Here is a 22,194-nt window from a genome sequence, read left to right on the forward strand (position 1 = left end):
CCCAAGGAACCGCCCGTGCCTTCCCCGCGCCCAAGGAACCGCCCGTGCCTTCCCCGCGCACCAGTGCGCCGTCGACCACCACCGGCTCCGACGCGCTCCTCTATCTCCTGTTCGGCGTCCTCGGCGCCGCTATGGCCTTCGGCTCGCTGGCCTGGCTGACCGGCAACCTCACCAACTCCCTCGTCAGCAGCGGCCCGTGGGCCCCGTTCCGCGCCACCGACGCCCTGCTGCACCCCGAGGTGCTGTGGCCGGCCCTGAGTACCACCGCGCTGCTGGTCGGCGTCCGCGTCTTGCCCGGCCTGCTCACCCTGGGCCTGATCACCACCAGCCTGGTGCTGTGGATGCGCTGGCGCTCCGGAGCCAAGACCGGTCTCGCCCACAAGAACGACCTGGCGCCGCTGCTGGACAAGGAGATCACCGCCAAGGCGAAGAGCCTGCGGCCCTCCCTAAGCGACCGGGAGGGTAAAAGAGGTCGCCGCTGATGACCGCGGCATCCTGCTCGGCACCCTCGACCCCGGTCGCGCCGAAGTCCGCGCGTCCTGGGAGGACGTGATCGTCGCGATCATGGCCCCACGTTCCGGCAAGACGTCCGGCCTGGCGATCCCCGCGATCCTCGCGGCTCCCGGCCCGGTCCTGCTCACCAGCAACAAGGCCGCGAACGACGCGTTCACCACCACGGTGGACGCCCGTGCCGAGGTCGGCACGGTCTGGACCCTCGACCCCCAGCAGATCGCCCACCACCCGCGCGAGATGTGGTGGGACATCCTGGCCGACGCCCGCGATCTGACCGGGGCCAAGCGGCTGGCCGGGCACTTCGTCGCGGCGAGCGTGGACGAGTCGAGCGGCTCCGACTTCTGGTCCACCGCCGCGTCCAACACGCTCGGCGCGCTGTTCCTGGCCGCCGCGAGCCATCGGCGGCCGATCATCGACGTGCTGGCCTGGCTCGCCTCCCCCGCCGACCGGACCCCGGTGGACCTGCTCACCGACGCCGGCCACGACGCGGTCGCAGCACAGCTCCAGGGCACCGTCTCCGGCGCGACCGAGACGCGCGACGGCATCTATGAGACGGCGAGGCAGTACGCGAGCTGCCTGCTCGACCCGGACGTGGCCGCCTGGGTCACCCCGAGCATGGACCTCCCCGAGTTCAGGCCCCTCGCCTTCGCCACCTCCCGCGACACGCTGTACCTGCTGAGCAAGGACGGCGGCGGCAGCGCGTCCGCGATCATCGCGGCGGCGGCCGACGCCGTGATGCGCGCGGCCGTGATCGTCGCCGAGCGATCCGGCGGACGGCTCGACCCGCCCGCCCTGTGCGTCCTCGACGAGGCGGCGAACGTGTGCCGCATCAGCGACCTCCCGGACCTGTACTCGCACTTGGGGAGCCGGGGTGTCATCCCGATGACGATCCTGCAGTCCTACCGGCAGGGCCAGCGGTGCTGGGGAGAGGCCGGGATGGACGCCCTCTGGTCTGCCGCCACCGTCAAGATCGTCGGATCGGGCATTGACGACGCCGACTTCGCCGACCGCCTCAGCCGACAGGTCGGCGACCACGACGTCCAGACCGTCTCGGTCTCCACGAGCGAGGGGGGCAAGTCCACCTCGGTGAGCATGCGCACCGAGCGGATCCTGCCGCCCGACGCGATCCGCGCCCTGCCCAAGGGCAAGGTGCTGCTGCTGGCCACCGGTTTGCGGATCGCCATGCTCAGCATCCGGCCCTGGTACAAGGAGCCCTCCGCCAAGGTCGTCGGGCCGGCCTCCGCCCGCGCCACGAAGGCGATCACCGAGCGGGCCCTGGCGAAGACCGTCGGGCACGACGACTTCGGGCTGTCGGCATGAGCGCGCCCATGCCGCGTTCCGCGCGGCTGGCGCAGTCGCCGGTCGTCCTGCACGAGGGACGGTGGTGGCTGGTCGGCGATGCCGGGTCGGTTCCCGTCGCCGATCCTTCCTTCGCCACCGTGCTGGACGACTTCGCTGAGGCGGTGGCCGCCGCCGACCGTGCGGTCGCCGATCTGCGTGCCCGGCCGAGTGAGCCGTCCGCTTCCCGCACGCGAGGTCGTTGATGAACCCGCTGCTGAATGCCGAGCAGGCGGTCCTCGGCGCGGTGCTGCTCGACCCGGGCCAGCTCTCGCACCTGGAGTGGCTCGCGCCGGACCACTTCTACCGGCCGGTCCACCAGGCGCTGTTCGCCGCGCTGCGCAAGCTCCGAGGCGATGGCCACCCCGCGGTGGAGGGCGAGGGGCCGGTGCCGCTGTCGTGGGTGACCGACGCGGTTGCCGAGGCCGGCCTCCATGTCCGGGGATTGACCGCGTCGTACGCCCATCTGCTGGTCTCGGCCTGTCCGCGTCCGGCGCACGCTCCGGTGTACGGCCGCATGGTGCTGGAGGGGGCGATCCACCGCACCGTCACCCAGCACGCGATCCGCCTTCACCAGGAGGCTCGCGCGGGCGCCCTGCGAGGCGAGGTCGAGGGAGCGTTGCACTACGCGGACGTCCTGACGGGGGTGCTCACCGATCTCGCACGGCGGTGGGGCACCGAACCGCGACCGGTCGCGCCCGCGACGTCGCAGGCCCCCGACCCGCCTGCCCTTCCGCCGGCTCGGGCCGATCGGGTTGCCGAGGACGAGGAGTTCCTTCTGGCCGTCAGCTCCTCCCACGTGTCGGCGTCGCCGAACAGTTCCTCCAGCACATCGCACATCGCGTCGCGGGCCGCCGCTGAGTCCAGACCACTGCCGTCACCGGACAGCGCGGTGACCAGCTCGTCGACGATCTCGAACCGGTCGCGGCCCACCAGGTCTCCGAGTGACGCCTCGCGCAGCGCCTGGTCCAGCCCGTTCGCGCCGATGCCGGCAAGCAGGCCGCCGAGTCGCTGGACACTGCTGCGGCCGACTGCGGCACCCGCGGCCGCGGCGGCTGCTCCGCCGAGGACCGGGACGTGCCGGGCCAGCAGCACCTTGGCAGATCCGGGGCTTGCGCTTCCTTCCCCGGTACTGCGGAAGTACGAGGTGGCGGCGTACTTCAGGTCGGTCCACGCGCCGCCGGTGCCGCTGGTGCGGTCGGTCGACGTCCCCACCTACACCGACCCCCTCGGGGTGCGCAGCCCCGCGACGATCTGGCCGACCGCGTGGCCGCTGTTCTGCCAGCCGTCCAGAAGGGCGGTGACTTCCTGACGGGCCTGAGGCAGCCGACGCACGGCGGACGACACCTTCGCCCGAGGGATCCCGTCCAACGGGATCCTGCCCAGCGTGTGGCACACCGCGGCCACCGCACCCGGCACCTTCTCGGCCACCTCCACCGCGCCGTCCCAAGCATCGCTGCCGGGGTCACGCAGCACGCGTGCGAGCAACTGCTCCATCAGCAGCGGCAGATCCTCGGCTGGCAATGTTTCGGCGACCGACCGCACCGCGGTGCGCCGAACGGCGACGATCTCGGACTGCAACTGGACCAGAAGGCCCTGCAGCGCGGCCGGGAGCCGCGCAGCGGTGGCGGTGACGGTCAGCTTCGCGCGCGCGTAAGTGAAGTACGGTCCCAGATCGATCCCGCCCAGCACAGGCTCCAGCCGCAGCCAACGCTCGATGTGCGGCTGGGCAGCCCAGGTAGCGACCTCCGGATCCAACGGCAAGCTTTCCTCGGCCGGCCCGGTCTCCTCAACGCGGTCGCCACTGCGGTCCGGCGCCGTGGAAGCACGCCTCTGCCCGCGCGCAGGGGCGGGGCGAACAAAAGCCGCAGAGAGTACGTGCCGCTCTGCCGCCGCCAGCTCGGCGGCCGTGCCGCCCCCGCCTCGCACCTGCCAGTCGAACAGACGCTGGAAGTCCGTCAGGTACTGCTCCTCCAAGACCATGAGCTTGGCCAGCACAGCTGCGTCCAGATCCGTTCCCCGACGCTGCGCGCTTCCCCGACGCATGATCACCGAGTTCATGAAGCGCTTCAACTGGCGGGGGTTGCCGCGCAGAGCGGCGCCGAGAAGCGGCGCGATGGAGCCTGCCCAGCCCATGTCCGTGAACAGCGCCGACGGCATGCGGTCCCGGCCCAGGCTGTCCGCGGCCAGACCCGGATTGAGCGAGACGGCCAGGACGCTGTGGGCCCTGCGCTGTGCCACGTCGTTCAGGACGGTCGCAAAGTCTGATCCCTCCAGGTGCAGCTGAGCGAGGAGGAGCTGCATGTAGGTCTCCGCCTCCGGGACGGAGAGCAAAGGGATGGTGATCTTGACCTGAAGCATCTTCTCCAAGTACTCGGCACCCAGGCCGGTCGCGCCAGCCCGATCCGTGGTGGGATAGAACCTGTCGATCGCCGCCTCGACCACCTGAGGGTGCGCGGCGATGACGTAAGCGGTCTTCTTCGTGTGGAGGAAGACCCGGATGCCTTCGAAGGTGTCGACGATCGTGCCCGGCAGACAGCGGTCGAGGTCGTCGACGAGGACGATCACTGCCGTCACACCCTCCAGCGTCTCCACGAGCGATTCGAAGCGGGACCTGAAGGACGCGACATCGGCCAAGACGTCGTCTCCGGCCGCCGGGCCCGCATCCTCCGGGGGCGTCTGCTGCTCCGCGCGATCGAGGGCTGCGCCGCCCATGACGGCTGCCTGTTGGACGACGGCTTGGGCGAGGGGAGCGAGGGCCGGTTGGTAGTGGGTCGCGGCCAGTTGGGCTGCCGGCCCCACTCCGGCGAGGGCGGCCCGTCCGGCGAAGACCGCCGGACGACGAAGCCGGTTGATGAACCTTCGCAGGAACCCGATCTCCTCCGCGGCCGAGGCATTGGATGCGGCCTCGGCCTGGAGCCGGTTCAAGACGGCGTCCATCAGCGCGACCTTGATGTCGTCATAGCCCTCGAACTGCCACGGACTGAACGGCACCACCACATAGCGCCCGCCGTCCGCGGGCCGCTCCGCATCGAGGCGCGCCGCCACGATCTTGAGCAGGCTGCTCTTACCCGATCCCCATTCGCCAAGCAGGCCCACCGTCAGGGGCAGCAACTGCGGCCGCGTGAGCGGCACCATCAACTCGTCGACGAGGAAGTCAAAACCGAGAAGATCCACATCGGCTTCGTTGTCTGACCACATGCCGCGCTACCTCAACTCCCGGCCAGTCCCGGCCTCGGGCACGCGAATGTGCCAGCGACCTAAGCGAGACCCTCGTCGTTGAGCATACGAGCCCCCACCGACACACACCCCTCACTGACTGCACATTTTCCTCACAGGATGCGCGCTCCCCAGCCGGGGACGGCCGCAGTCCCTGCTCGCAAGGCAGGGCGCCTCGGATCCGCGCGCGGTTCTCGGCCATCCACTCTCTTGCCCACACTGGGCACATCCCGGCGCGTGTCGGCCGCCCGAGGAGGAGAGGGTAGGCAGGGGCGCCTTCTGTGTCAGACGCGGCCGCTCAGGGTTCCAGGGGCGGGAACAGCCTCGGCTTTTCGTACCTCGCTCGCCTACCCCAAGTAGGTGCCGGCGAAGGCGCCGTCGAAGCCGAGCGCGATAAGGCCCTGCTCGACGGTGGGGTAGGTCGTGCCGTACGGGCTGGCGGTCAGGGCGTCGAAGTCGGCGCGGGTGATCTCGGGTTCGAGCCACTGGTTGCTGCACCGGCAGCGGATCCAGACGTTGCGGCTGTGGCTGATGAGCAGCCAGTCGCGTCGGGCCCGGCAGGCCGAGCACATCACGGGGATGCCGCCGAGGGCGAGTTCGTGTGGGTGGCTGACGCAGCGCGTTGCGCCGGGGCCGTCGGCCGGGTGCGTCTCGTACTGGAGTTGCAGCAGGGGGTCGGCCCCTGTGGGAAGGATGGGCAGCGCGGGTGGCGGCTCCGTGGTGCGGTCGGTGGTTCTGGGCACGAGCGTCATCTCCCGGTCGAGGGCTTCCTGTTTCCATCCGTAACAGCCGGTGGATCCGGCTGTCGAGGCATTTCGTGGAGTCTGGTCGGTCGGTGGCCGGCCTACGGACGCACTGATCAGCGGCGCGGTGGGCGGCTGCGCGGGTTAGAGACGGCAGGGCGCGTCGCCACTGTGAGTGCGTTCCGTTCGCTGGTGCGGTTGGCCGAGGTCTTGGTCTGGCGGGTGACGGCTTGCGGGCGACGGGGAGCTTCGCCCGGGTGGGCGGGGAGCTGGGCGAGGCGACGAAGGCGCCAGACCAGGACGTCGTTCACGTCCGCGGCGGTGTCGAGTTCACGCAGGTCGATGGCCTGTTGCAGGAGGGCCTCGGGGTCGTGGCCTGCCTGCTCGGCCTGGGCGAGGGTGGCGACCAGTGCGTCGGTCTTCGTCGGTGTGCCATCTGCGCGTACGCCCTGCTCCGACAGGGCCGCGCGGAGGGTGGCCTCGTGGGTCCGGCGTTGGGCTTCGGGGAGGGCACGGCCTTGGTCGTGCAGCACCCGCATCGGCGTGGTGGCGGCCTGGCGGTAGGCGGTGCGCAGGTGCTCGGCGGCTTGTCGGGAGGCGTGGGCCTGCTGGGCGTGACCGCGCGCGGAGTGCCAGCGGGCGGCGGCGAGGGTGACCAGGACCAGGGTGGAGACGAGCATGGCGGTGGTGCCGCCGTCCTCGCCCAGGCCGAGCGCGCCGCCGGCCTGGACGATGCGCCGGGCGGCCGAGCGGAGGGCCCGGGTGTCGGCGCGCTCTGCTCGGACGTGGCTGCGGGTCGCCCGCTCGAAGGCTCGGGCGGCGGCAGCCAGCTCCGTGCGGGTGGCGATCGGGGAGGTCTGGGCGACCGCGTCGAGGAGTTCTCCGACGCCGACGAGTTGGGCGGCGGCTTCATCGTCGTCGCCGTCGAGGAGGACGGCGGCACGCTCGGCGATCCCGGTGGCGCTCCGCCGCTCTCGGGCGGGCGGGGACCAGTCCGGCCGGCCGCTGGCGGGCGAAGGCGTTGCCCGCTCGGCGGTACCGTCGGCGAGCCGGAGGCGGATCTTCGGAAGGGACAGGTCGGGAGCGAGCTTGGAGCCGGGGTACCAGACCGGTTCGCCGTGGCGGTTGCGGTCGCCGGGCAGGGCCACGTTGTAGCCGAGCGCGTCACCGGACGGGGCGTGGCGGACCTTCACGCGCAGTCCCGCTTCGCGGAGCCGGGTGAAGAACTCCTTCTCGTCGTTCGCTCCCGCGACGGCCTGGCGGACGGCTTCGCGGAGGGTCTCGCGGGAGGTCTCGGGGCGGCCGGTGCGTTCGGCCTTGAACTTCTCGGCGCTGGTGGGGTTCTTCGCTGCGGTGCCGTCGCCGGCGTTGAGGCGGCGCAGGCCCATCTCCTCCTCGATGCGACGGCAGACGGCCTGGGCCTTGTTGAAGTCGTAGTTGAGGCGGGGATTGCGCAGGTCACCGCGGACCAGGGTGGCGACGATGTGGATGTGGTCTTCCGCGTGGCGTACGGCGATCCACCGGCAGCCGTCGGGATCACCGTCCGGGGCGATGCCCGTGGCGTGGACGATGCGCTGGGCGACGGTGTTCCACTCCTCGTCGGAGAGGCGCCGGTCGCCGGGGGCGGTCCGGACCGAGCAGTGCCACACGTGCTTGGCAGGCGCGCGGTCGCCGGCCTGCTTGACCCGGAGGTCGAGGGCTGCGGTGAGGCGGGCGAGGGTGACTTGCGGGTCGGTGTCGCGGCCGGGGGCGGGGGCGAAGCCGTCCCAGGAGCCGATGAGGTGTGCGTCGGTGTGCTCCTCGCGCCTGCCGGGGCCGTAGAGGTAGACGAGGAGTCCGTGGGTGCGGGAGCCGCGTCCGATGTCGGGAACCATCACAGCCGCCTGTTCACCAGGTCGTTCGCCGCGTCGTCGAGGCGGCCGAGCGACCGGGTCAAGACGCTCAGCGCGTGGTCGAGTTCGCCGGGGCGGGGCTGCCCGCCGGCGTTGTGGACGTAGGCGATCTGGTTGATGTTGTTGCCGATCCGGGCCAGGGCGGTGCGCAGGGCGGCGAGTTCGTCGATGGCCGCGTCGAGTTGTTCGTTGGTGTGCAGGGCGGTCGAACCGCGGGCGGCGGCGAGGCCGGCGGCGGCGAGGAATCGGGCGACGGTAACGCCGCGCTGCGCGGCGGCGGCGACGATCTCGGCTTGCTCGTCGTCGGAGAGACGGGTGGTCGTCTTGCGGGCACGCTCGCTCGGGTTACGGCTGCGGCGACGCGGCTTGCGGTCGGGGAAGGCGGGCATGCTCGGGCTCRGCTGCTCACGGTGGTCGTCGCGGGCGGCTTCTCCCCCGGTGACCGGCGCCCCCTGGTGCCGGTTGCCCGGTTGGTTCCCGAGCGCCCTCGCTCGGGAACCAACCGGGCTTCCCCCACCCTCCTGGGCGGGGGCAAGTGCGTACGACGGGCCGTAGGACCGTCGTACGCGATAGCTTGCTCCGCCAGGTGCCGTCGTGGGGTCACGCTGCTGTCCGGCGGTGGTCACCGCCGGGTCGTCGGTGGTCACCGGCTCGCCTCGGGGTTCTGCTGCTGGATTTCGCGGACGAGTTCCTCGATCCAGTCCATGGCCAGGACCGGGTGGTGCAGGGTCCAGGGGCGATCGTGCTGCTCTCGTTGCACAATCCAGGTGGTGTCGGGACCGGACTGGGCGCGGTGGAGGTGGCCGCGCTGGTGAAGGACGTGGGGCAGGTGTCCGGAGCGGGTGACCGGCTGGGGTGACCGACTCGGTCACCCGCTCCGTGGTGTCCGGTCAGTTCCGGGCGGAGGTGACCGGCTGTCCGTGCTGAGCGCGGAGCTGGGCCATCAGGGCGGTCAAGGTGTCGCTGGAGAGCGGGATCTGCTGACCGCGGATCGCCTGGGCGACCACCTTGCGGGTCAGCTTGTCCTCGGCCCTGACCGCTGACCGGGCGATCTTCAGCAGTTCCTCGGTGTCCGGGTCGGGCCGTCGGGTGGCGGGTGCCCGGGCCTCTCGGTCAGTGACCGGCGGCGGAGTGACCGGCGGGGTGGTGCCCGCCGCCGGGCTGTCCTGGTCTCCGGTGACCGGGTCGGTGTTGTCGGGGCGGTCAGTGACCGGCCGTGCCATGTCCGGCTGTCCGAGCAGGTCAGCGGCCTTGTGCGACTGTCCTCGGTCATTGGTGACCAGGTCGCTGTTGCCCACCGGGGCCCTGTCCCCGGTCAGTGACCGGGAGGCAGGAGCCTTCTTTTCCAGGGGCAGCGGCAGCCGGTCGGTGAGGGCGGTGACCGGCTGACCGGCCTTGACCTGACCGACCGTCGACCGGTGCTGACCGGCCCGGTCAGTCCGGGTGACCTCGACGACATCGCGCCGGTCACCTTGGCCGAGGTGACCGAGGTGACCGAGGTCCTCGCGGTCACTGCCCTTGACCGGCCCCCGGGCGATGAGGATGTAGAGGTGGACCGCTCCGGCCAGGGCGAGCGGGGAGATGGTGGACAGCACCGCGACCACCGTGTCCCCGAGCCGGAGGCCGGTGCCGGCGACCGCGTCCTCGTTGAGCCGTACCGCGTGGAGCGCGTTGGCCCAGATGCTGGCGGCGGTGGCCGTGCCGAAGAGCGTCCAGACGTAGAGCCGGGCGCGCAGCGGCGCGTCGCGGAGGACCAGCAGCGCCCGGACGCCGTAGGCGATGAACCCGTCGATCACCAGGGGAAAGAGGTAGGTGAGGAAGCCTCGGATGTGGATGGCGACGGCCATCTGCTGCAGCGCGTCGTACGACAGCGCGCATCCCGCGCCACCGAGGGCGATGACGACCGCTCGGTCCCAGCCGGATATGTGCGCCGTCTTCGGCGCGGTCCTGGCGGTCACGCCGCTGTCCCGAAGTCGTCGCGGCCCAGGCGCTCGCTGCCGGCCTCGGACGAGGCGGTGGCCGTCTCAGATTGGTTCAGGTCTCGGTTGCGCAGGGCGCGGCGGAGTTCGCGGTATCGCTTCTGGGCGTGCTCCTCGGTGATCTTGAGGAGCCAGGCCAGGCGCTGCTCGGTCACCCCGTGGCGGTAGGCGGCGCGGATGACCGCGCGGCGCTCGGCCTTGGTGAGGTGGATGTCGCGACCGGCGATGGTGTCGTTGACGCGGCTGTAGTCGAGGCGGTGGGCGATCTTCTCGTGCAGAGGTCCGCGTTCCTCCTCGGTCAGTCCGCCTCGGATGCCGTCGGTGTCGCCGGCTTCCAGGGCGGCGTCCAGGCAGGTGCGGCGGACCGGGCACTGGCCGCACAGCGCCTTCGCTGCGGTGATCTTGTCGGTCTCATCGGGGTCCGGGAAGAAGATCTCGGGGTCCACCGGGTTGTACTGGGTGCTCTGGCAGACGGCCTGGTCCCGCCAGGTGTGGTCGCCGAGCGACCGGTGGCGGACAGGGCTGTGCGTCGTGCTGGTCATGCGGATGCTCCGATCGCTCTCCGTGCGCAAGGGCGTCGGCGGAGAGGTGCGCTGGGTCGGGGACGGGCTCGGGGCGGCGTGCAGAAGGCGCGGCCCGGCGTGGCGGCCTGGGGCGGGTCAGGCTGCGAGACGGTGGCGTCTGCGGTCGACCTGCTCGAACTCGACCCGGGTGGTCATCTGGGCGAGCCGGGAGGCGACGCGGTCGCCGAGGTGGGCACGGAGGTCCTTGATCGCCAGGTTGGTGGTGATCAGGGTCGGAAGCTCGTAGTTGTATCGGCGGTTGATCAGCCGGTACGTCACTTCCTCGACCCACTCGCTGGCCTTGGCCGCGCCGAGGTCGTCGATGATCAGCAGCGGGCAGCGGCTGACGGTGGCCAGCTCCCGTTCGCTGTCGGCTCCGGGCCGGGGTCGCAGGTCGGCGTACAGGTCGGCGGCGGTGGTCGCGCGCCAGCGCACGCCGACTCCGCTCTGCACCAGCTGCCGGACCGCGCCGTACGCCTGGTGCGTCTTGCCCGCGCCGACGACGCCGGCCATCAGCAGGCTGGGTCCGGTGGTGACCTGCCGCCTCGCTCCCTGGTTGGGGGCGGCGGCGGCTTCGGCGACCGTCCGGACCCAGGCCAGGACCTGGGGGTGGTCGGCGACGGCGGCCCGGTAGCGCGGGGGCATCCCGGCCGACAGGGCCTCCAGCGGGGAGGCGGTCTCGGGTTCCTCGGACGGTGCGGCGACGACGCCGGAGTCGATGTTGCGGGCGGCCAAGATCCGAGCCATCCGGTCCAGGGTGCCCTCGCCCAGGGTCTGCGGTTCGCGGTGACGGGTGCGCATCACAGCTCCTCGGCGTAGGCGGCGGCGTTGGAGGGGTTGGTCCACGCCTGATGGGCGGGCACGTTAGGCCGGATTCCCGGCCGGGCAAAACTGCCGGGGCGTGCGTTCATGGCCTCGTTGACCATGCTGGTCAGCACGCTCGGGTGCTTGGGGTTGGCCGCGAAATTCGCCAGCCCGGCCCTGATGTGCTCAGGCGCGATGCCCTCACCCAGGAGCTTCTTGGCGATCCGGCCGAGATGTCCGATCACGTCGCTGGGCGGACGCTCGTCGCATGAGGCGACGTACTCGCCGACGAGCTGGTTGGCCGAGACGCCGTCTGCGGGCGCCGTGCGCCCCGTAGGGACAAGAGATCCAGGATCCAAGATCCTAGATCCAGGCGCCGAGCCCTCTCCGATGCTTCGGGGAAGGTTCGGGGATTCCTCGGGGAATGCCTCCTGACCTGCGCTCTTCGTTCCAGCCCGGCTAGGAACACCGCACGCATTGTCGGCGGCTTCCTGCCGGTCGACGGAGGCCCCACCCGCGCCTCCGGAAGGCGTGGAGGTGGTCTTGGCGGGCAGGTCGAGGGCTCGGGGAGCATTCGGCGAGATCTCGGCGAGTCCTCGGGGAGTAGCAGACGAACCCTCGGTCCGCTTGGTGCAGGAGCCCTTGCAGGGCGCACACCGGTCGGCAGCCTGGTGCTGCGGGCAGGAGGGCAGGCGCGACTGGCTCGGCTTGTCGATCTTCTGGTGGTCGGACCAGGTCACGATGTGGAGGTACCGACGGCCGTCGCAGCCGGTGTACCGGCAGATCAGGCCGGCGGCCGCGAGCTGGTGGAGGTCGTCTTCGACGTGGACCGAGGTGTGTTCGGCGCGGAGGGGCCAGAGGAGCCCGGCGATGATCGCGGCGTTGTCGCGATGGCGACCGTGGTCGTCGGCCTGGGTGAGCAGTCCGAAGAAGGTCCGCTCGGCCTCGACGCGCACTTCGGCGAGCGACTCGGAGAAGAATGCCTCCGGCTTGATGGTTCGTATCCGCGCCATGTCAGCGGCCCCGAACGGCGGCGGTCAGGCCGCTGCGCGTGAGGGTGGCGTCGGCAAGGTGGAAGGTGTGCGGTCGCGTCGAGTCCGCCCCCAGCCAGACCCTCAGGATCCAGCGGCCCGCGCCCCTGACGGTGGCGCGGCCCACCTCCGTGGTCTTCCTGGTCTCGTCGTTGACGACAGCGCGCCGGTGGGGCCACGTCTGCTTCGGGTCGTTGAGGCTGACCCGGATGGTGGCCGCGCCCGCGATCATGTCCGCGAGCTGGGCGGCGAGGCGGCGCTGGCAGCCAGCGTCCGGGCAGGCCGGGGTTCCGATCGGCATGGCAAGCATGCGATACTCCGTCTTTCGTAGGAGCGCGGTGCGGTGGTTCTCGTGCAAAAGCCCCGCCGCCCGCGTGATGTATATGGGCACCTCTCGGGGTGCCGACCCGGCGCTTGGGAGTTGGTAGCTCCCGGGCGCCGGTTTTCGTCTTACGGCCTAATCGGTTCGCGCCTTTCATCAGCTCGTTGCGTCCCTCCCCGGGTCGCCGCCCGGCGGGGGACGACGAACATATGTAGACACCTGCGGCAAGTCCATCCCTGGCTCCTTACAGCTCGCGCAGGGCTCGCGACGGCCGGTGTCGGGAAGGTGGTCCCATGACCGGCCGGCAACGACTGGACCGAATCCGACGGGCGTTGCGCGAGTAGTCATGACAACGCAACGTGCATAGAGGTCCCCCAGGGCTGGCACCATAGAGAGCCGGAGCCCGGCCAGCAGGTGCGATACGGAAACGTACGTCAGTTGCGGAGATGTATCAAGCCTGGGCTACAGTTGCCGTCGAGGCCGCCACCACCGGCCCAATCGCCACCCCGCAGGAGTCCATGTGCCACGTCAGTTCGACGGCAGCCGCGTGCGTGCTGTCCGGCGGGGCAAGGACCTCCACCAGAAGGAATTGGCCGAGATGGTGGGCGTCAGTGCCCCCACAGTCGCGCGATGGGAGAGCGGCCAGGACTTCCCCAAGGGTGAGAAGCTCCCCGCAATCGCAGCGGCGCTCGGTCAGTCGCTTGATGCCCTTTTCCCCCACGACGGTCCGCCGGACCTGCAGCTCCTGCGCTGCGACGCCGGCCTCAGCGTGGCGCAGGCCGCTGCGATCATCGGCGCGAGCCGCGTGCCGGTGAGCAACGCCGAATCCGGCCGGCGCCGACTCAGTGATGCTTACGTGCAGCCGCTCGCAGAGGCGTACGGGGTGACCGAAGAGGAGTTGCTGGCCGCCCAGGACTGCTCGTTCGGGCTTCGCCCCACGGCCTCGCATGACGAGCATGCGTCCGCACCCCGCACGGTGGGAGAGAAGATCAACTATCTCCTGCAGCACGGGTACGTTGGTCAGGAAGCGCCCTCCGATGGCGAAATCGCGCGGATCGTCAACGAGCATGCGGGCGTGGCGGCCGTCACCGCCGACGACATCGCCGCCCTTCGTGCGGGTGCCACGACGGGGGCTTCTGATGTGGTGCGTGCAGGCCTAGCCGAGGCGCTTCAGGTCGACGCGGCCCTCTTCCAGGACGACGCCGAGGTCGACCCTGCGGCCCGTGAATTCCTGGAGGCACTCCGCTTCCTCGGCTCGATTCACAGGGGGCAGATCCTCGGCCTGGCTGCCCGCGGCAACGGCGGGGGCCTGTCTGCCGAGATGATGGCCAAGATCAACGAGCTCGTCGGAGAACTGAAGCACAAGCTGCCAGGGGTGCAGGACAGGGAGTGACGACGTAGGCGAGCACCTCTCGGGCTCGCATTTCCGAGGCGTTTCCGCTCCGCCGGCTTGGCGTCTGATACGGACCGTCTACTGTGCGTGGACCAGGCCGGTGCGGGCTACTCCGCAGCCGTGCAATGGCCGACAGCAGCGAAGGGACTACGGCGATACCCCTTGCTGGGGTATCGCCGTAGTCCCTTCGCTGTGTTCCTGGCGCTCCAACGCCGAGGGCGGAGGCTTGCCCACCCTCCGCGTGTGGGAGAGCAGGGTCGGCGGCTCGGCTCCGACACCGAGGCCGGTCGGACCGCTGCGCGTCTGACCGAGCTACGACGCCGTGAGGTCCACGCCGAGTAGTTCGGAGAGAGTGGCCACCGTCTGCCGGGGGTCCTGGTTGTGCACGCCTGCGAGACCGAGCTGTTCTGCTGCCTGGACGTACCCTTCGGTGTCGTCGACGAAGACGCACTCCTCGGCCGGCAGATCCATGAGCTTGAGCGTGATCTCGAAGAGCTCGGGGTCAGGCTTGCGCAGCAGGTGCTGCTCGGAGATCACGACGACGTCGTACAGCCGCTCAAGCTCGTAGCCGTCGTACAGGTCCCAAGGGGCGAGCCCCACGCTGTTGGACAGGATGCCCACCTTGATCCCGGCCCGCCTCGCTGCGGCAGCCGCATTGATCATCAGCGGCTCGGGGCGAAGTGCACCGAAGATACGGCCCATCAAGTTGTCAGCCGGCACGCCCAGCATCTTGCCGGCGAACTCGTTCCACTCGGTCTGGGAGACCGCTCCGCGCTCGAGGTCGCTGGTGATCCGGACACCCTCCTCGTCCTTGTACAGGGCCGTGAGGCAGGCACCCTGCGGGAGGCCCTCGCGCTGCTCGAACGCGAGCACTGCGGGCAGCAGCGGAGTGGTGAGAACGCCTCCGAAATCGAGGATGAGGCCCGTGCGGCGGTTGGACATGCGAGAACTCCAGATTGCTGAGATTTCGGACGCACATCCAAACCGGATAGCGTCACGGCCCGGCTACATGTGGCGACGGGAGTAGAGGTGCGTCGCAGGCCGGGGTGCACTTACGAGGCGGAGCAAGACCTACCAGTCCGCCTGACCCACGGTACCAGCCCAGTTGATGCGGCGGACGGTGCCAAATCTCACTCACCGGCCCGCCATTCAAGATCGCTATGCAGCCTGGTTTCGCTCGTCGGGAAATGGAGCCTGAACCGAGAAATGAGACCGTGAACCTAATAGGAGGCTAGCGACCCGGTTCAGATTCCACCTCCATGGAGTGCAGGAGAAGCTCCCGAGCTTGATCCGTGGTTATGTGCGAGTAGGCCGTACTGACTCGCGCAAGCCACGCAGCTTCACTATCGGTGTCAACGAACGGTTTCTCTCTCAGAGGGGCAGTGGCGTACATGTTGGCTTGCGAGGTGTCAGCGGCCTGGAGTGCGGCCTTAATCCAGTACGCTTCCGCGGCCGGCTCAGGGTCGGGGTGCGATGCGGTGATGTCCTCGGCGGCGAACATCAAGTCTCGTGGAGCGTAATAGCGCAGCTTCTCGCAAACGTCAGCAATATCCTGAGTCCATCGGTCCAGGCGAACATCGATGGGGACGCGTATGTGCCTGAGTTCAGCGAGGCGCCGCCCTGGCGGATACAGGCTCGTCCCGGGAAACGCATCCACCAGGTCGAACCAGAGCGGGTAAGTCCTGTACAGGGTGCGCCAAGTTCTCCACCGGGCCGCCGCAGCGCGGGTGGTGGGAATGCTCGCACCTACGGCAACGATCAGGAAGAGCAGGTTCATCCATATCACTGTGGCATCGACCAGGAGCCGGACCGTGGAGGGACTGAGAGGGAATGCGACCGCAGCCCAAAGGACGGCGATGCGCGCCAATGTGTGGGCCAGCCCCATCCACATTGAAATCCCCATCAAGCCCAGCCCGACACGCATGCTCGTGTCTTCGACCCGTCGCGCCGCCCTCGTCCACTGGTAGCCGCAGACTGCGGTCGTGATGAGCGGGAAGAAGTAGAACACGGTCATGTAGACCGCGACCCCCCATTGCCCAGCGTGGTCGATGAGGAAGTTCTGGCTCGGCTTGTCGCGGTCCACCACGGTGAAAAACAGGACCGTGAGCAGAATGACGCCTATCGCTCCCGCCCCGTAGGACGCGCGGGCGATCCAGCGGGAGACCGCTACGTGCCGGGGTACGACCGTCTCCGAGCTCTTCCCGTAGCTTGTGGCGACGTAGGTCAGGGCCGCGATGATCGCCGCGGTACTGGCAAAGTGCCTGAGTAGGGCGCTCAGGTCCACTACTGGGATGCGATCCACCGCATCCATTGCTGCCGGCGTGTAGAGCCAGAGAGCTACGGCGAATCCCGCATAGCCGCCCCAGAGTGCCCGGCGGTGAGCGTCGGCGTACCGAACTGCGGGGAATCGCCATACGGCGATGAGGGTCATCACAGCCGCAGTAAGGTATTTGATGTAGTCGAACACGGAACCAGTCGGTATCTGCGCCGGCTGCGACGCTTGCCGGCCCGGCAGGTCAGTCGGCCGCAGCCTCAATTGCCAATAGGTGGACTGCACGATGTGGCGGAAGCCGTGAGGCCGGGAACTTTGCCTCAGCGGTCGCCAGTCGATCGCGGCTAGAGTCGGCGCCGCAGTGGAGCAGCAACTGGGTGTGCAAGTGAATGCTCCAGGAGGCTGACCATGTCATCCCCCGTGAACGATTGGCGGCGCGCCAGCCGCTTGATCAATGAAGCCGAAAGCTCGGCCTGCTTTTCCTCGGGGCTGCCAAAATCTACGCGCCCTTGAATCGGGGCCGACGGGAAACGCCGAAGGACTTCCTCACGAATGCGCTCAGGGACGTATCGCTCAATCTCTGCATCCGTCAGGGAGGTCCCGTGGTTCAGCCACTCGTGCGCGAGCTCATGGAGAATGATGTGCTCAGTCTGATTGCGACTTGAACGGCGGCGATAGAGAATGATCGTGGACTCCGGCGCTTTGACCCGGAGACCGCATGCCGTGCCCAGGCCCCCGTCGCTGTCATCCAGCGGCACTAGCCGAATCTGGCGCCCCAACACGCCCTCCATGTTCCGCACCAGCGCCTCGACGCTGAACGGAGCGGGGATCGGGAGATCGGCGAGCAGGCTCTCACATTCTTTCACGAGGGCGCGCCGTGAAGGGTCCCTACGCCAACGCATCGTCGCTCCATTGAAATGCCACTGAGGTGTTCACTGCCAGCCCGCGAGGCGCTAGTAGCCAGGAGCTTGTGCTTGAGGTGCGCGTGGTCAACCGGCACACACCGTCTACGCCCAATCGTACAAGGCGGAAAGTGCGATCCATGCAGGATGGGCTGTTGTGAACGTCACCCAAGCGCGACGGTCCCCCAATCCGGACCCCAAGATCAAAATTGGATGACTGCTCGGTAATTGAATTTTGAATGCCTCTGAGTTGAGGACAGGTAAGTCTGGGCACAGAGAGTTCACGTGACGGTCCGTCATACACCATCGTGCTCTGCCGCGTGGTTCCCTTCCTCGCTTTGGCCCGAAGTTTGTAGCGATCAGCGCGTTAACTCGGCGCCCAATTAGATAGGTCGCCAAGCACTGAGCCTTTTCCAACCTGACGGTGCTGGTCGCGTGTTGGACAGCTCTGCAGAACAGCGAAGCTCCTGTAGGCGGGTTCTCGACCAAGATCGCCCGTAGTCACCAGGAGCTTCGCGTGCTTGTCTACCCGTCGTCGATCGACCTATCCAGTCGCACCTTGCGGTGCCTGGCCGGACACCTCGCCGCCCGGCGAGGGGAGGTCGGGACCCGGTGGCGGCGGCTCACCACCGGACGCCAGGCCCTCCTCGCCCTGGCGCATCTGCGATGCGGTGACACCTACGCCCAGCTCGCGGCCGGGTTCGGTATCGGCATCGCCACCGCGTACCGCTACATACGCGAGGCCGTCGAAGTGCTGGCCGCGCTTGCGCCCACTCTGGCCGAGGCGATGAAGGCGATCCGGATGAAGGCGTTCGTGATCCTCGACGGCACCCTGCTGCCGATCGACCGGATCGCCGCCGACACCCCGTACTACTCCGGCAAGCACAAGCGCCACGGCATGAACGTCCAGGTCCTCACCGACCCGTTCGGCCGCCTGCTGTGGGTCTCACCCGCGCTGCCCGGCTCCACCCACGACCTGACCGCCGCCCGCACCCACGGGATCGTCGAGGCACTTGCCGCCGCCGACCTCAAGTGCTGGGCGGACAAGGCGTATCAAAGCGCCGGCCGCCCGGTCCGGGTGCCCTTCCGCGGACGCCGCCTCAAGCGGTGGCAGCGGCGGCACAACAGTACACACGCCAAGATCCGCTGCCTCGGCGAACGGGCCATGGCCACCCTGAAGGGCTGGCGGCTCCTACGGAAGATCCGCTGCAGCACCAACCGCATCACCGCGATCGTCCAGGCCGTACTCGTCCTTCATCACGCGTCAGCGTGAGGTTGGAAAAGGCTCACTCATTTCACTCCTGTCCCCGCCTGGCGCCTCCTACCTCGACAGCTGGAACCGGTAGCGCAGGCCCTCGCCGACCGAGCGGAAGAGGTGGGCCGACCGAGGGTGGAGTGGGTTAGGCAGGAGGTGGATCTTCCGCAGGTCGGCGTCGAGGGCGTGGGAGACGTACAGCACGTGGTAGGTCTCACGCTTCTTCAGGGAGCGCGCCCTGGCGATCTCAGTGGGTGAGAGGACGAACTCCCCCTCGCCTCCGGCCGAGGACTTCACTTCGAAGAGCAGGCTCGACCGTTTCCTCTCGACCACGAGGTCGTATCCAAGCGTGTCGTCGCCCAGGCCGTCGCCCAAGACCTTGTTGCGGTAGCCCGACACCCAGGCACTGTCGTCCACGGCGTCATACCGATTCATGAGCCAGGCGAGGGCGGCGACCTCCCCCGCGAGTCCGACCGCGAGAGCCTGTGTGTCGGAGAGCTTGCCCCGTCGGCCGGCGGAGAATCCGGGGCGTCCGGCACCGGGGGTCCGCTGTGTCTGTCGGCCCAGTCCGACGAGCGGGGCGTCGCCGGTGGAGCCGAGGAACTCGGGGGTGAGGCCGCCCCGTACGGCCTCCACGATCTCGTGGTAGTTGTCCTCCTCCGCCGACATCCTCCTCCGGTCCACCACGATGTGCCGCCGCTCCTCCTGTCGCAGCCGCCGTTCCCTTTTCTCCTGCCGTTCGGCGTCGTCCAGTTGACCGGTTGTCAGGCCCAGCTCCCCCGGGGTCAAGGCGAGCGGGACTGCGGCCGGCCAGTGGTCTCCGGCCCGGAGCCAGCGCAGCGTCGTGGCGTCGTCGAGCGGGAGGAAGTCGAGCAGCCCGGTGGCAGCCGCCTCGGCCGCGAGGCCCTCTGCGTCCCCCGGGAGGCCGGAGGCGGGCTCGTGGTGCGCGGCCTCCCACGCGTGGACCAGGGTCCGTGCCCGCTTCAGCCCATCCAGGAGGAGGGGCCGGTTGCTGAGCCGGAGTTCGTCCACCGGCGCCAGCCCCGCGTTCGTGCCGAGCGGCGGGGCTCCCAGTCCGGCGAGCCAGAGGTCGACGTGCGCCCGCATGAGGTCGGCCTCCAGATGGAGGTGCTCGTCCGCCCAGGCGGGATCCGGCACGAGTCCGGCCAGGTTTCGGTTCTCGGCGTACGAGGTCAGGGGGGCGCCGGTCCGGAACGCCTCCAGGAAGCCGGCCCGTAGTGCGTCCAGGATGCTCTGCCGCCGACCAGCGACGAAGTGGCGGAACTCCTGCTCGATGCCCTCCGCGTTGCGCAGCGGCCGGTAGGGCGGTCCGAGGGCGGAGATCGCGGCGTTGAGCTCGGGAAGCGACAGGGCCATGGCCCTGCGGGCGGCGTCCAGGTCCAGCCGGCGGGCCGCCTCCCGGAGCGCCCGGTGGTCCTCCGGCGACAGCCGGGCGGCGAGCCCGCGGTCCAGTTCCGTCTCCGAGGCGGGGGCGCCGTCGTCGGACAAGAGCGCTTGGGCCGCTTCGAGGTCCAAGGTCGCGAGCAGCGGCACCAGGACGTCCAGCAGGGCGTCCAGGGGCTGTCGCAGGGTCGCGGCGATCTCGCGTACCCGGCCCCGGTCCTCGCCCAGGACGTCGGCGATCGCGTCGGCGTCCGGGGTCTGGCCAGGTCCCCAGCCGACCGCGGCCAGGTCAAGGAGGGCCATGCGGAGAGTGTCGGCGAGTTCGGGGTGGTGGAGGAGTTCCATGATCCCTGCGGCGGACCGCTGCAGCAGGTCCTCCTCGCTCTGGCCAGCGTCCTCCAGCAGCAGTGTCGGAGACTCCGGGTGCGGGACGACCAGCCACCGTCTGCCGCCGTTACCGGGCCGCTCTGCGATGTCGTCCACGGCGGAGGTCAGTACGCCCGCGTGGACGATGCGGATGCGCTTGGCGATCCCGCAAGCGCGCCGCACGGCCTCCGTGGTGGGACGGCGGAAGCGGCTGGCGCGCAGGTCGATCACGGCCGCGACGAGGGTCAGGAGCCAGTCCTGCTCGGGCGTGATCAGGAGGTCGCCCGCGGTGCCGGCGTGGAACGCCCGCCCGTCCGCCTGGACTTCGACCCGAGCCCGGGAGATCCTCCGGACGCGGGAGCCGAAACGCCGCTCGAGCAGCGCCGCCACCGCGTCTCCGTGCGCGTTGCGCATGCGGAGCAGGCAGGCGCCGCGCTGTTCGAGGAGCTGGACGAGCTGGCGTGCGTCGGCGTCCTCCACGTACAGGTGGTCCACGGCCGTCGAGGAGTCCGTGTCGTCGGCGAGCGCGACCGGTTCGAGTCGGCCGCCCCGGCTGACGACCACCGTCGCCCCTGAGCCCTGGGGGTAGGGGTCCTGGCCCGCCTGGGCGCACTCCGCCCAGGCGTCCTCGTACGCCCTGCGGAAGGCGGCCATCATCGTCTCGGGGACGGCACCGTCGCGGAACAGCTCCGTCAGCTCGCGGACGCGACGCGCGGCGGTGGCCGGGGAGTCCCACCGCTCCAGCCCCCAGCCGCTCGTACGGCGCACCGCCCGGTCGTTAGCCTGGAACGCCCGACGTAGCGGAGAGGGCACCAGGGGAACGAACGAGGGGGCGGCCTCGTCTCCGTGCGTCCAGGCGGCCGCGGGCCGGACGAAGCGCCAGTCGGCTCGCTCGCGCGGGGACGCGACGGGCATCCACTCGGCCTCGGTGAGGAAGGCGGTCACCGGCGTGGGCAGGGTGAAGGAGTCCCACCGGTCGTTGTAGCGCCGCACGGTGACGTGGAGGGCCTCGGTGGGCCACTCGGCGCAACCGGCGGCCACGAGCCGGGCGTACACCCGCTTCGCGCCGTCGGGCAGATGGTGGTGGTCGTCCTGACCGGGCAGCCTGTACAGAGGTGTCCCGCCGACGTACTCGGTGTTCGGCCGCAGGTCCGTGGGGAGGTCCCTCTCCACATGGCGCTTCCAGACCTTCGCGGTGGCCGGTGTCAGTGACGTCGTCGGAGGCCTGCCGTCCGCGAAGTGCCGGCCGTCCGCCCTCAGGGTGGAGCGGAGCACCGGTTCCGGGCAGAGCCCGTCGCCGACCCCCAGACGCCCGAGGAAGTCCCGCCAGTCGTCCCTGCTGCCACCGCGGAAGACGGCGTGCTCCGGGGGCACGGTCAAGCGGCCCCGGAGCTCCGCGATCTCCTCCGAGACATCCTGCGCGCGGTCGATCAGCTCTGTGAGCAGCTTCGCCCGCTCTCCGCCCCAGTCGGCGCAGAACAGTGCCTTCGAGGCGGGAATCCACACACCCTCGGCGCCGGGGACGAGCAGCCCCATGTCCTGGATGTCGCGCCACGGCGCGGCCTCGCTCCTGGAGAGCCGGAAGGCCCACGTGAGGACCTCCGCCGCGAGCTCCGGGGTGGGCCTGTCCCGCAGCGAGCGAGCGACCAGTGCCAGCAGTTCGTCGGCGCGGTACTCGTTGACCAGGCCGCCGTCCTCCAGCATCCGGCGGCCCGGCTGCTTGCTCGTGACGCTGCCGAGGCGGTTCTTCCACGGGATGTTCCGCGACACGAAGAAGACCCGGTGGCGCAGCGACCGCGGCAAGCCGGGGCCCCGGCCCGTGCGTGCGGAGCCCGGCTGGTCCTCGCCGTCCGCCCTGGGCGAGAAGAAGGCCGTGGCGCGCCGGGGCGTCCTGCCGTCGGCCGTGTTGCACTTGCGGAGCTTTCCCTCATCGTCCACGAGGATGCGGCGGCCCTGGAGGGAGCGGGGCCGCTCGACGCAGCCGGCGAGCTCGTCGTAGAAGCGTGCCCAGTCTTCCGCCTGGAAGGGTGCACCGGCGAGGCGGCGGGCGAGGCTCTCGGCCCAGGTCGCCACGAGTTCGTCCGACGGCCGCAACGAGCGGCCGACGAGCGTGACCACGGCCTTCTCCAGCCGGGCCGCACGGTGCCCGGTGACGGACGGGTGCCCGGGCCGCACGGTGCCCGGTGACGGACGGGTGC

The 22,194-nt window shown here is 69.9% G+C and carries 17 protein-coding genes and 1 pseudogene; 5 read left to right on the plus strand and 13 right to left on the minus strand.

What is annotated here, in order from left to right; genetic code table 11:
* Nucleotides 1-44 precede the first annotated feature (44 nt).
* The 3 genes and pseudogenes from EAO70_RS04660 (at nt 45) to EAO70_RS38870 (ending at nt 3,163) form a co-directional block, all read left to right on the plus strand.
* Nucleotides 45-1,833: pseudogene (locus tag EAO70_RS04660) on the plus strand (type IV secretory system conjugative DNA transfer family protein).
* A complete protein-coding gene (locus tag EAO70_RS04665; RefSeq protein ID WP_148001731.1) occupies nt 1,830-2,057 on the plus strand; it encodes a hypothetical protein in 228 nt (75 codons plus the stop codon). The pseudogene EAO70_RS04660 and the gene EAO70_RS04665 overlap by 4 nt, the downstream one beginning before the upstream one ends.
* Complete coding sequence (locus EAO70_RS38870; protein WP_261992665.1) at nt 2,057-3,163, plus strand: DnaB-like helicase N-terminal domain-containing protein; 1,107 nt, start codon at nt 2,057-2,059, stop codon at nt 3,161-3,163. Before EAO70_RS04665 ends, EAO70_RS38870 begins: the two co-directional genes overlap by 1 nt.
* Here the strand turns inward: EAO70_RS38870 and EAO70_RS04680 are convergent.
* The 9 genes from EAO70_RS04680 to EAO70_RS04725 form a co-directional block, all read right to left on the minus strand.
* A complete protein-coding gene (locus EAO70_RS04680; RefSeq protein ID WP_148001732.1) occupies nt 3,067-5,052 on the minus strand; it encodes a P-loop NTPase fold protein in 1,986 nt (661 codons plus the stop codon). The genes EAO70_RS38870 and EAO70_RS04680 overlap by 97 nt on opposite strands.
* A 365-nt stretch (nt 5,053-5,417) precedes the next feature.
* Nucleotides 5,418-5,822 (minus strand): hypothetical protein, encoded by a 405-nt coding sequence (locus EAO70_RS04685; RefSeq protein ID WP_148001733.1) that lies wholly within the window; start codon nt 5,820-5,822, stop codon nt 5,418-5,420.
* 107 nt (nt 5,823-5,929) lie between these two features.
* A complete protein-coding gene (locus EAO70_RS04690) occupies nt 5,930-7,687 on the minus strand; it encodes a relaxase/mobilization nuclease domain-containing protein (protein ID WP_148001734.1) in 1,758 nt (585 codons plus the stop codon).
* Nucleotides 7,687-8,094 carry a MobC family plasmid mobilization relaxosome protein gene (locus EAO70_RS38875; protein WP_261992666.1) on the minus strand — a complete coding sequence of 136 codons (408 nt, stop codon included), beginning with the start codon at nt 8,092-8,094 and terminating at the stop codon, nt 7,687-7,689. Before EAO70_RS38875 ends, EAO70_RS04690 begins: the two co-directional genes overlap by 1 nt.
* 501 nt (nt 8,095-8,595) lie before the next feature.
* Nucleotides 8,596-9,663, minus strand: a complete 1,068-nt coding sequence (locus EAO70_RS04705) for a DUF2637 domain-containing protein (RefSeq protein WP_148001737.1) — start codon at nt 9,661-9,663, stop codon at nt 8,596-8,598.
* Nucleotides 9,660-10,226, minus strand: a complete 567-nt coding sequence (locus EAO70_RS04710; RefSeq protein WP_148001738.1) for a WhiB family transcriptional regulator — start codon at nt 10,224-10,226, stop codon at nt 9,660-9,662. The genes EAO70_RS04705 and EAO70_RS04710 overlap by 4 nt, the downstream gene beginning before the upstream one ends.
* A gap of 117 nt (nt 10,227-10,343) precedes the next feature.
* Nucleotides 10,344-11,048: an ATP-binding protein gene (locus tag EAO70_RS04715; RefSeq protein WP_148001739.1), complete on the minus strand. Its 705-nt coding sequence runs from the start codon at nt 11,046-11,048 to the stop codon at nt 10,344-10,346.
* Nucleotides 11,048-12,064 carry a hypothetical protein gene (locus EAO70_RS04720; protein WP_148001740.1) on the minus strand — a complete coding sequence of 339 codons (1,017 nt, stop codon included), beginning with the start codon at nt 12,062-12,064 and terminating at the stop codon, nt 11,048-11,050. The genes EAO70_RS04715 and EAO70_RS04720 overlap by 1 nt, the downstream gene beginning before the upstream one ends.
* 1 nt (nt 12,065) lies before the next feature.
* The gene (locus tag EAO70_RS04725; protein ID WP_315986207.1) at nt 12,066-12,383 is read right to left on the minus strand and encodes a transcriptional regulator; all 318 of its coding nucleotides are present in this window, start codon (nt 12,381-12,383) and stop codon (nt 12,066-12,068) included.
* 541 nt (nt 12,384-12,924) lie between these two features.
* Here EAO70_RS04725 and EAO70_RS04730 point away from each other — a divergent pair.
* On the plus strand, nt 12,925-13,797 hold the full coding sequence (locus EAO70_RS04730; protein ID WP_148001742.1) for a helix-turn-helix domain-containing protein: 873 nt from the start codon (nt 12,925-12,927) through the stop codon (nt 13,795-13,797).
* Between the two features lie 312 nt (nt 13,798-14,109).
* On the opposite strand, the gene EAO70_RS04735 is transcribed toward EAO70_RS04730, so the two are convergent.
* The 3 genes from EAO70_RS04735 to EAO70_RS04745 all read right to left on the minus strand — a co-directional run bounded on the left by EAO70_RS04735 (nt 14,110) and on the right by EAO70_RS04745 (nt 16,935).
* The gene (locus tag EAO70_RS04735) at nt 14,110-14,739 is read right to left on the minus strand and encodes an HAD-IA family hydrolase (RefSeq protein ID WP_148001743.1); all 630 of its coding nucleotides are present in this window, start codon (nt 14,737-14,739) and stop codon (nt 14,110-14,112) included.
* Nucleotides 14,740-15,028: 289 nt separating this feature from the next.
* On the minus strand, nt 15,029-16,264 hold the full coding sequence (locus tag EAO70_RS04740) for an MAB_1171c family putative transporter (RefSeq protein WP_148001744.1): 1,236 nt from the start codon (nt 16,262-16,264) through the stop codon (nt 15,029-15,031).
* A 149-nt stretch (nt 16,265-16,413) separates the two neighbouring features.
* A complete protein-coding gene (locus EAO70_RS04745) occupies nt 16,414-16,935 on the minus strand; it encodes a hypothetical protein (protein ID WP_261992667.1) in 522 nt (173 codons plus the stop codon).
* A gap of 553 nt (nt 16,936-17,488) precedes the next feature.
* Between EAO70_RS04745 and EAO70_RS04750 the strand changes: the two genes are divergently transcribed.
* Nucleotides 17,489-18,244 (plus strand): transposase family protein, encoded by a 756-nt coding sequence (locus EAO70_RS04750; protein ID WP_148001746.1) that lies wholly within the window; start codon nt 17,489-17,491, stop codon nt 18,242-18,244.
* A 48-nt stretch (nt 18,245-18,292) separates the two neighbouring features.
* Here the strand turns inward: EAO70_RS04750 and EAO70_RS04755 are convergent.
* A partial coding sequence (locus EAO70_RS04755; RefSeq protein ID WP_222723433.1) for a protein NO VEIN domain-containing protein occupies nt 18,293-22,194 on the minus strand: 3,902 nt, incomplete at its 5' end.

The sequence above is a fragment of the Streptomyces sp. adm13(2018) genome (assembly GCF_008042145.1).
Classification (GTDB): Bacteria; Actinomycetota; Actinomycetes; order Streptomycetales; family Streptomycetaceae; genus Streptomyces.

Bases quoted from the DNA above. Each gene is read 5' to 3' on its own strand.
- EAO70_RS04665 (WP_148001731.1), top strand. From the start codon at position 1,830: ATGAGCGCGCCCATGCCGCGTTCCGCGCGGCTGGCGCAGTCGCCGGTC.
- EAO70_RS38870 (WP_261992665.1), top strand. From the start codon at position 2,057: ATGAACCCGCTGCTGAATGCCGAGCAGGCGGTCCTCGGCGCGGTGCTG.
- EAO70_RS04680 (WP_148001732.1), bottom strand. From the start codon at position 5,052: ATGTGGTCAGACAACGAAGCCGATGTGGATCTTCTCGGTTTTGACTTC.
- EAO70_RS04685 (WP_148001733.1), bottom strand. From the start codon at position 5,822: ATGACGCTCGTGCCCAGAACCACCGACCGCACCACGGAGCCGCCACCC.
- EAO70_RS04690 (WP_148001734.1), bottom strand. From the start codon at position 7,687: ATGGTTCCCGACATCGGACGCGGCTCCCGCACCCACGGACTCCTCGTC.
- EAO70_RS38875 (WP_261992666.1), bottom strand. From the start codon at position 8,094: ATGCCCGCCTTCCCCGACCGCAAGCCGCGTCGCCGCAGCCGTAACCCG.
- EAO70_RS04710 (WP_148001738.1), bottom strand. From the start codon at position 10,226: ATGACCAGCACGACGCACAGCCCTGTCCGCCACCGGTCGCTCGGCGAC.
- EAO70_RS04715 (WP_148001739.1), bottom strand. From the start codon at position 11,048: ATGCGCACCCGTCACCGCGAACCGCAGACCCTGGGCGAGGGCACCCTG.
- EAO70_RS04720 (WP_148001740.1), bottom strand. From the start codon at position 12,064: ATGGCGCGGATACGAACCATCAAGCCGGAGGCATTCTTCTCCGAGTCG.
- EAO70_RS04725 (WP_315986207.1), bottom strand. From the start codon at position 12,383: ATGCCGATCGGAACCCCGGCCTGCCCGGACGCTGGCTGCCAGCGCCGC.
- EAO70_RS04735 (WP_148001743.1), bottom strand. From the start codon at position 14,739: ATGTCCAACCGCCGCACGGGCCTCATCCTCGATTTCGGAGGCGTTCTC.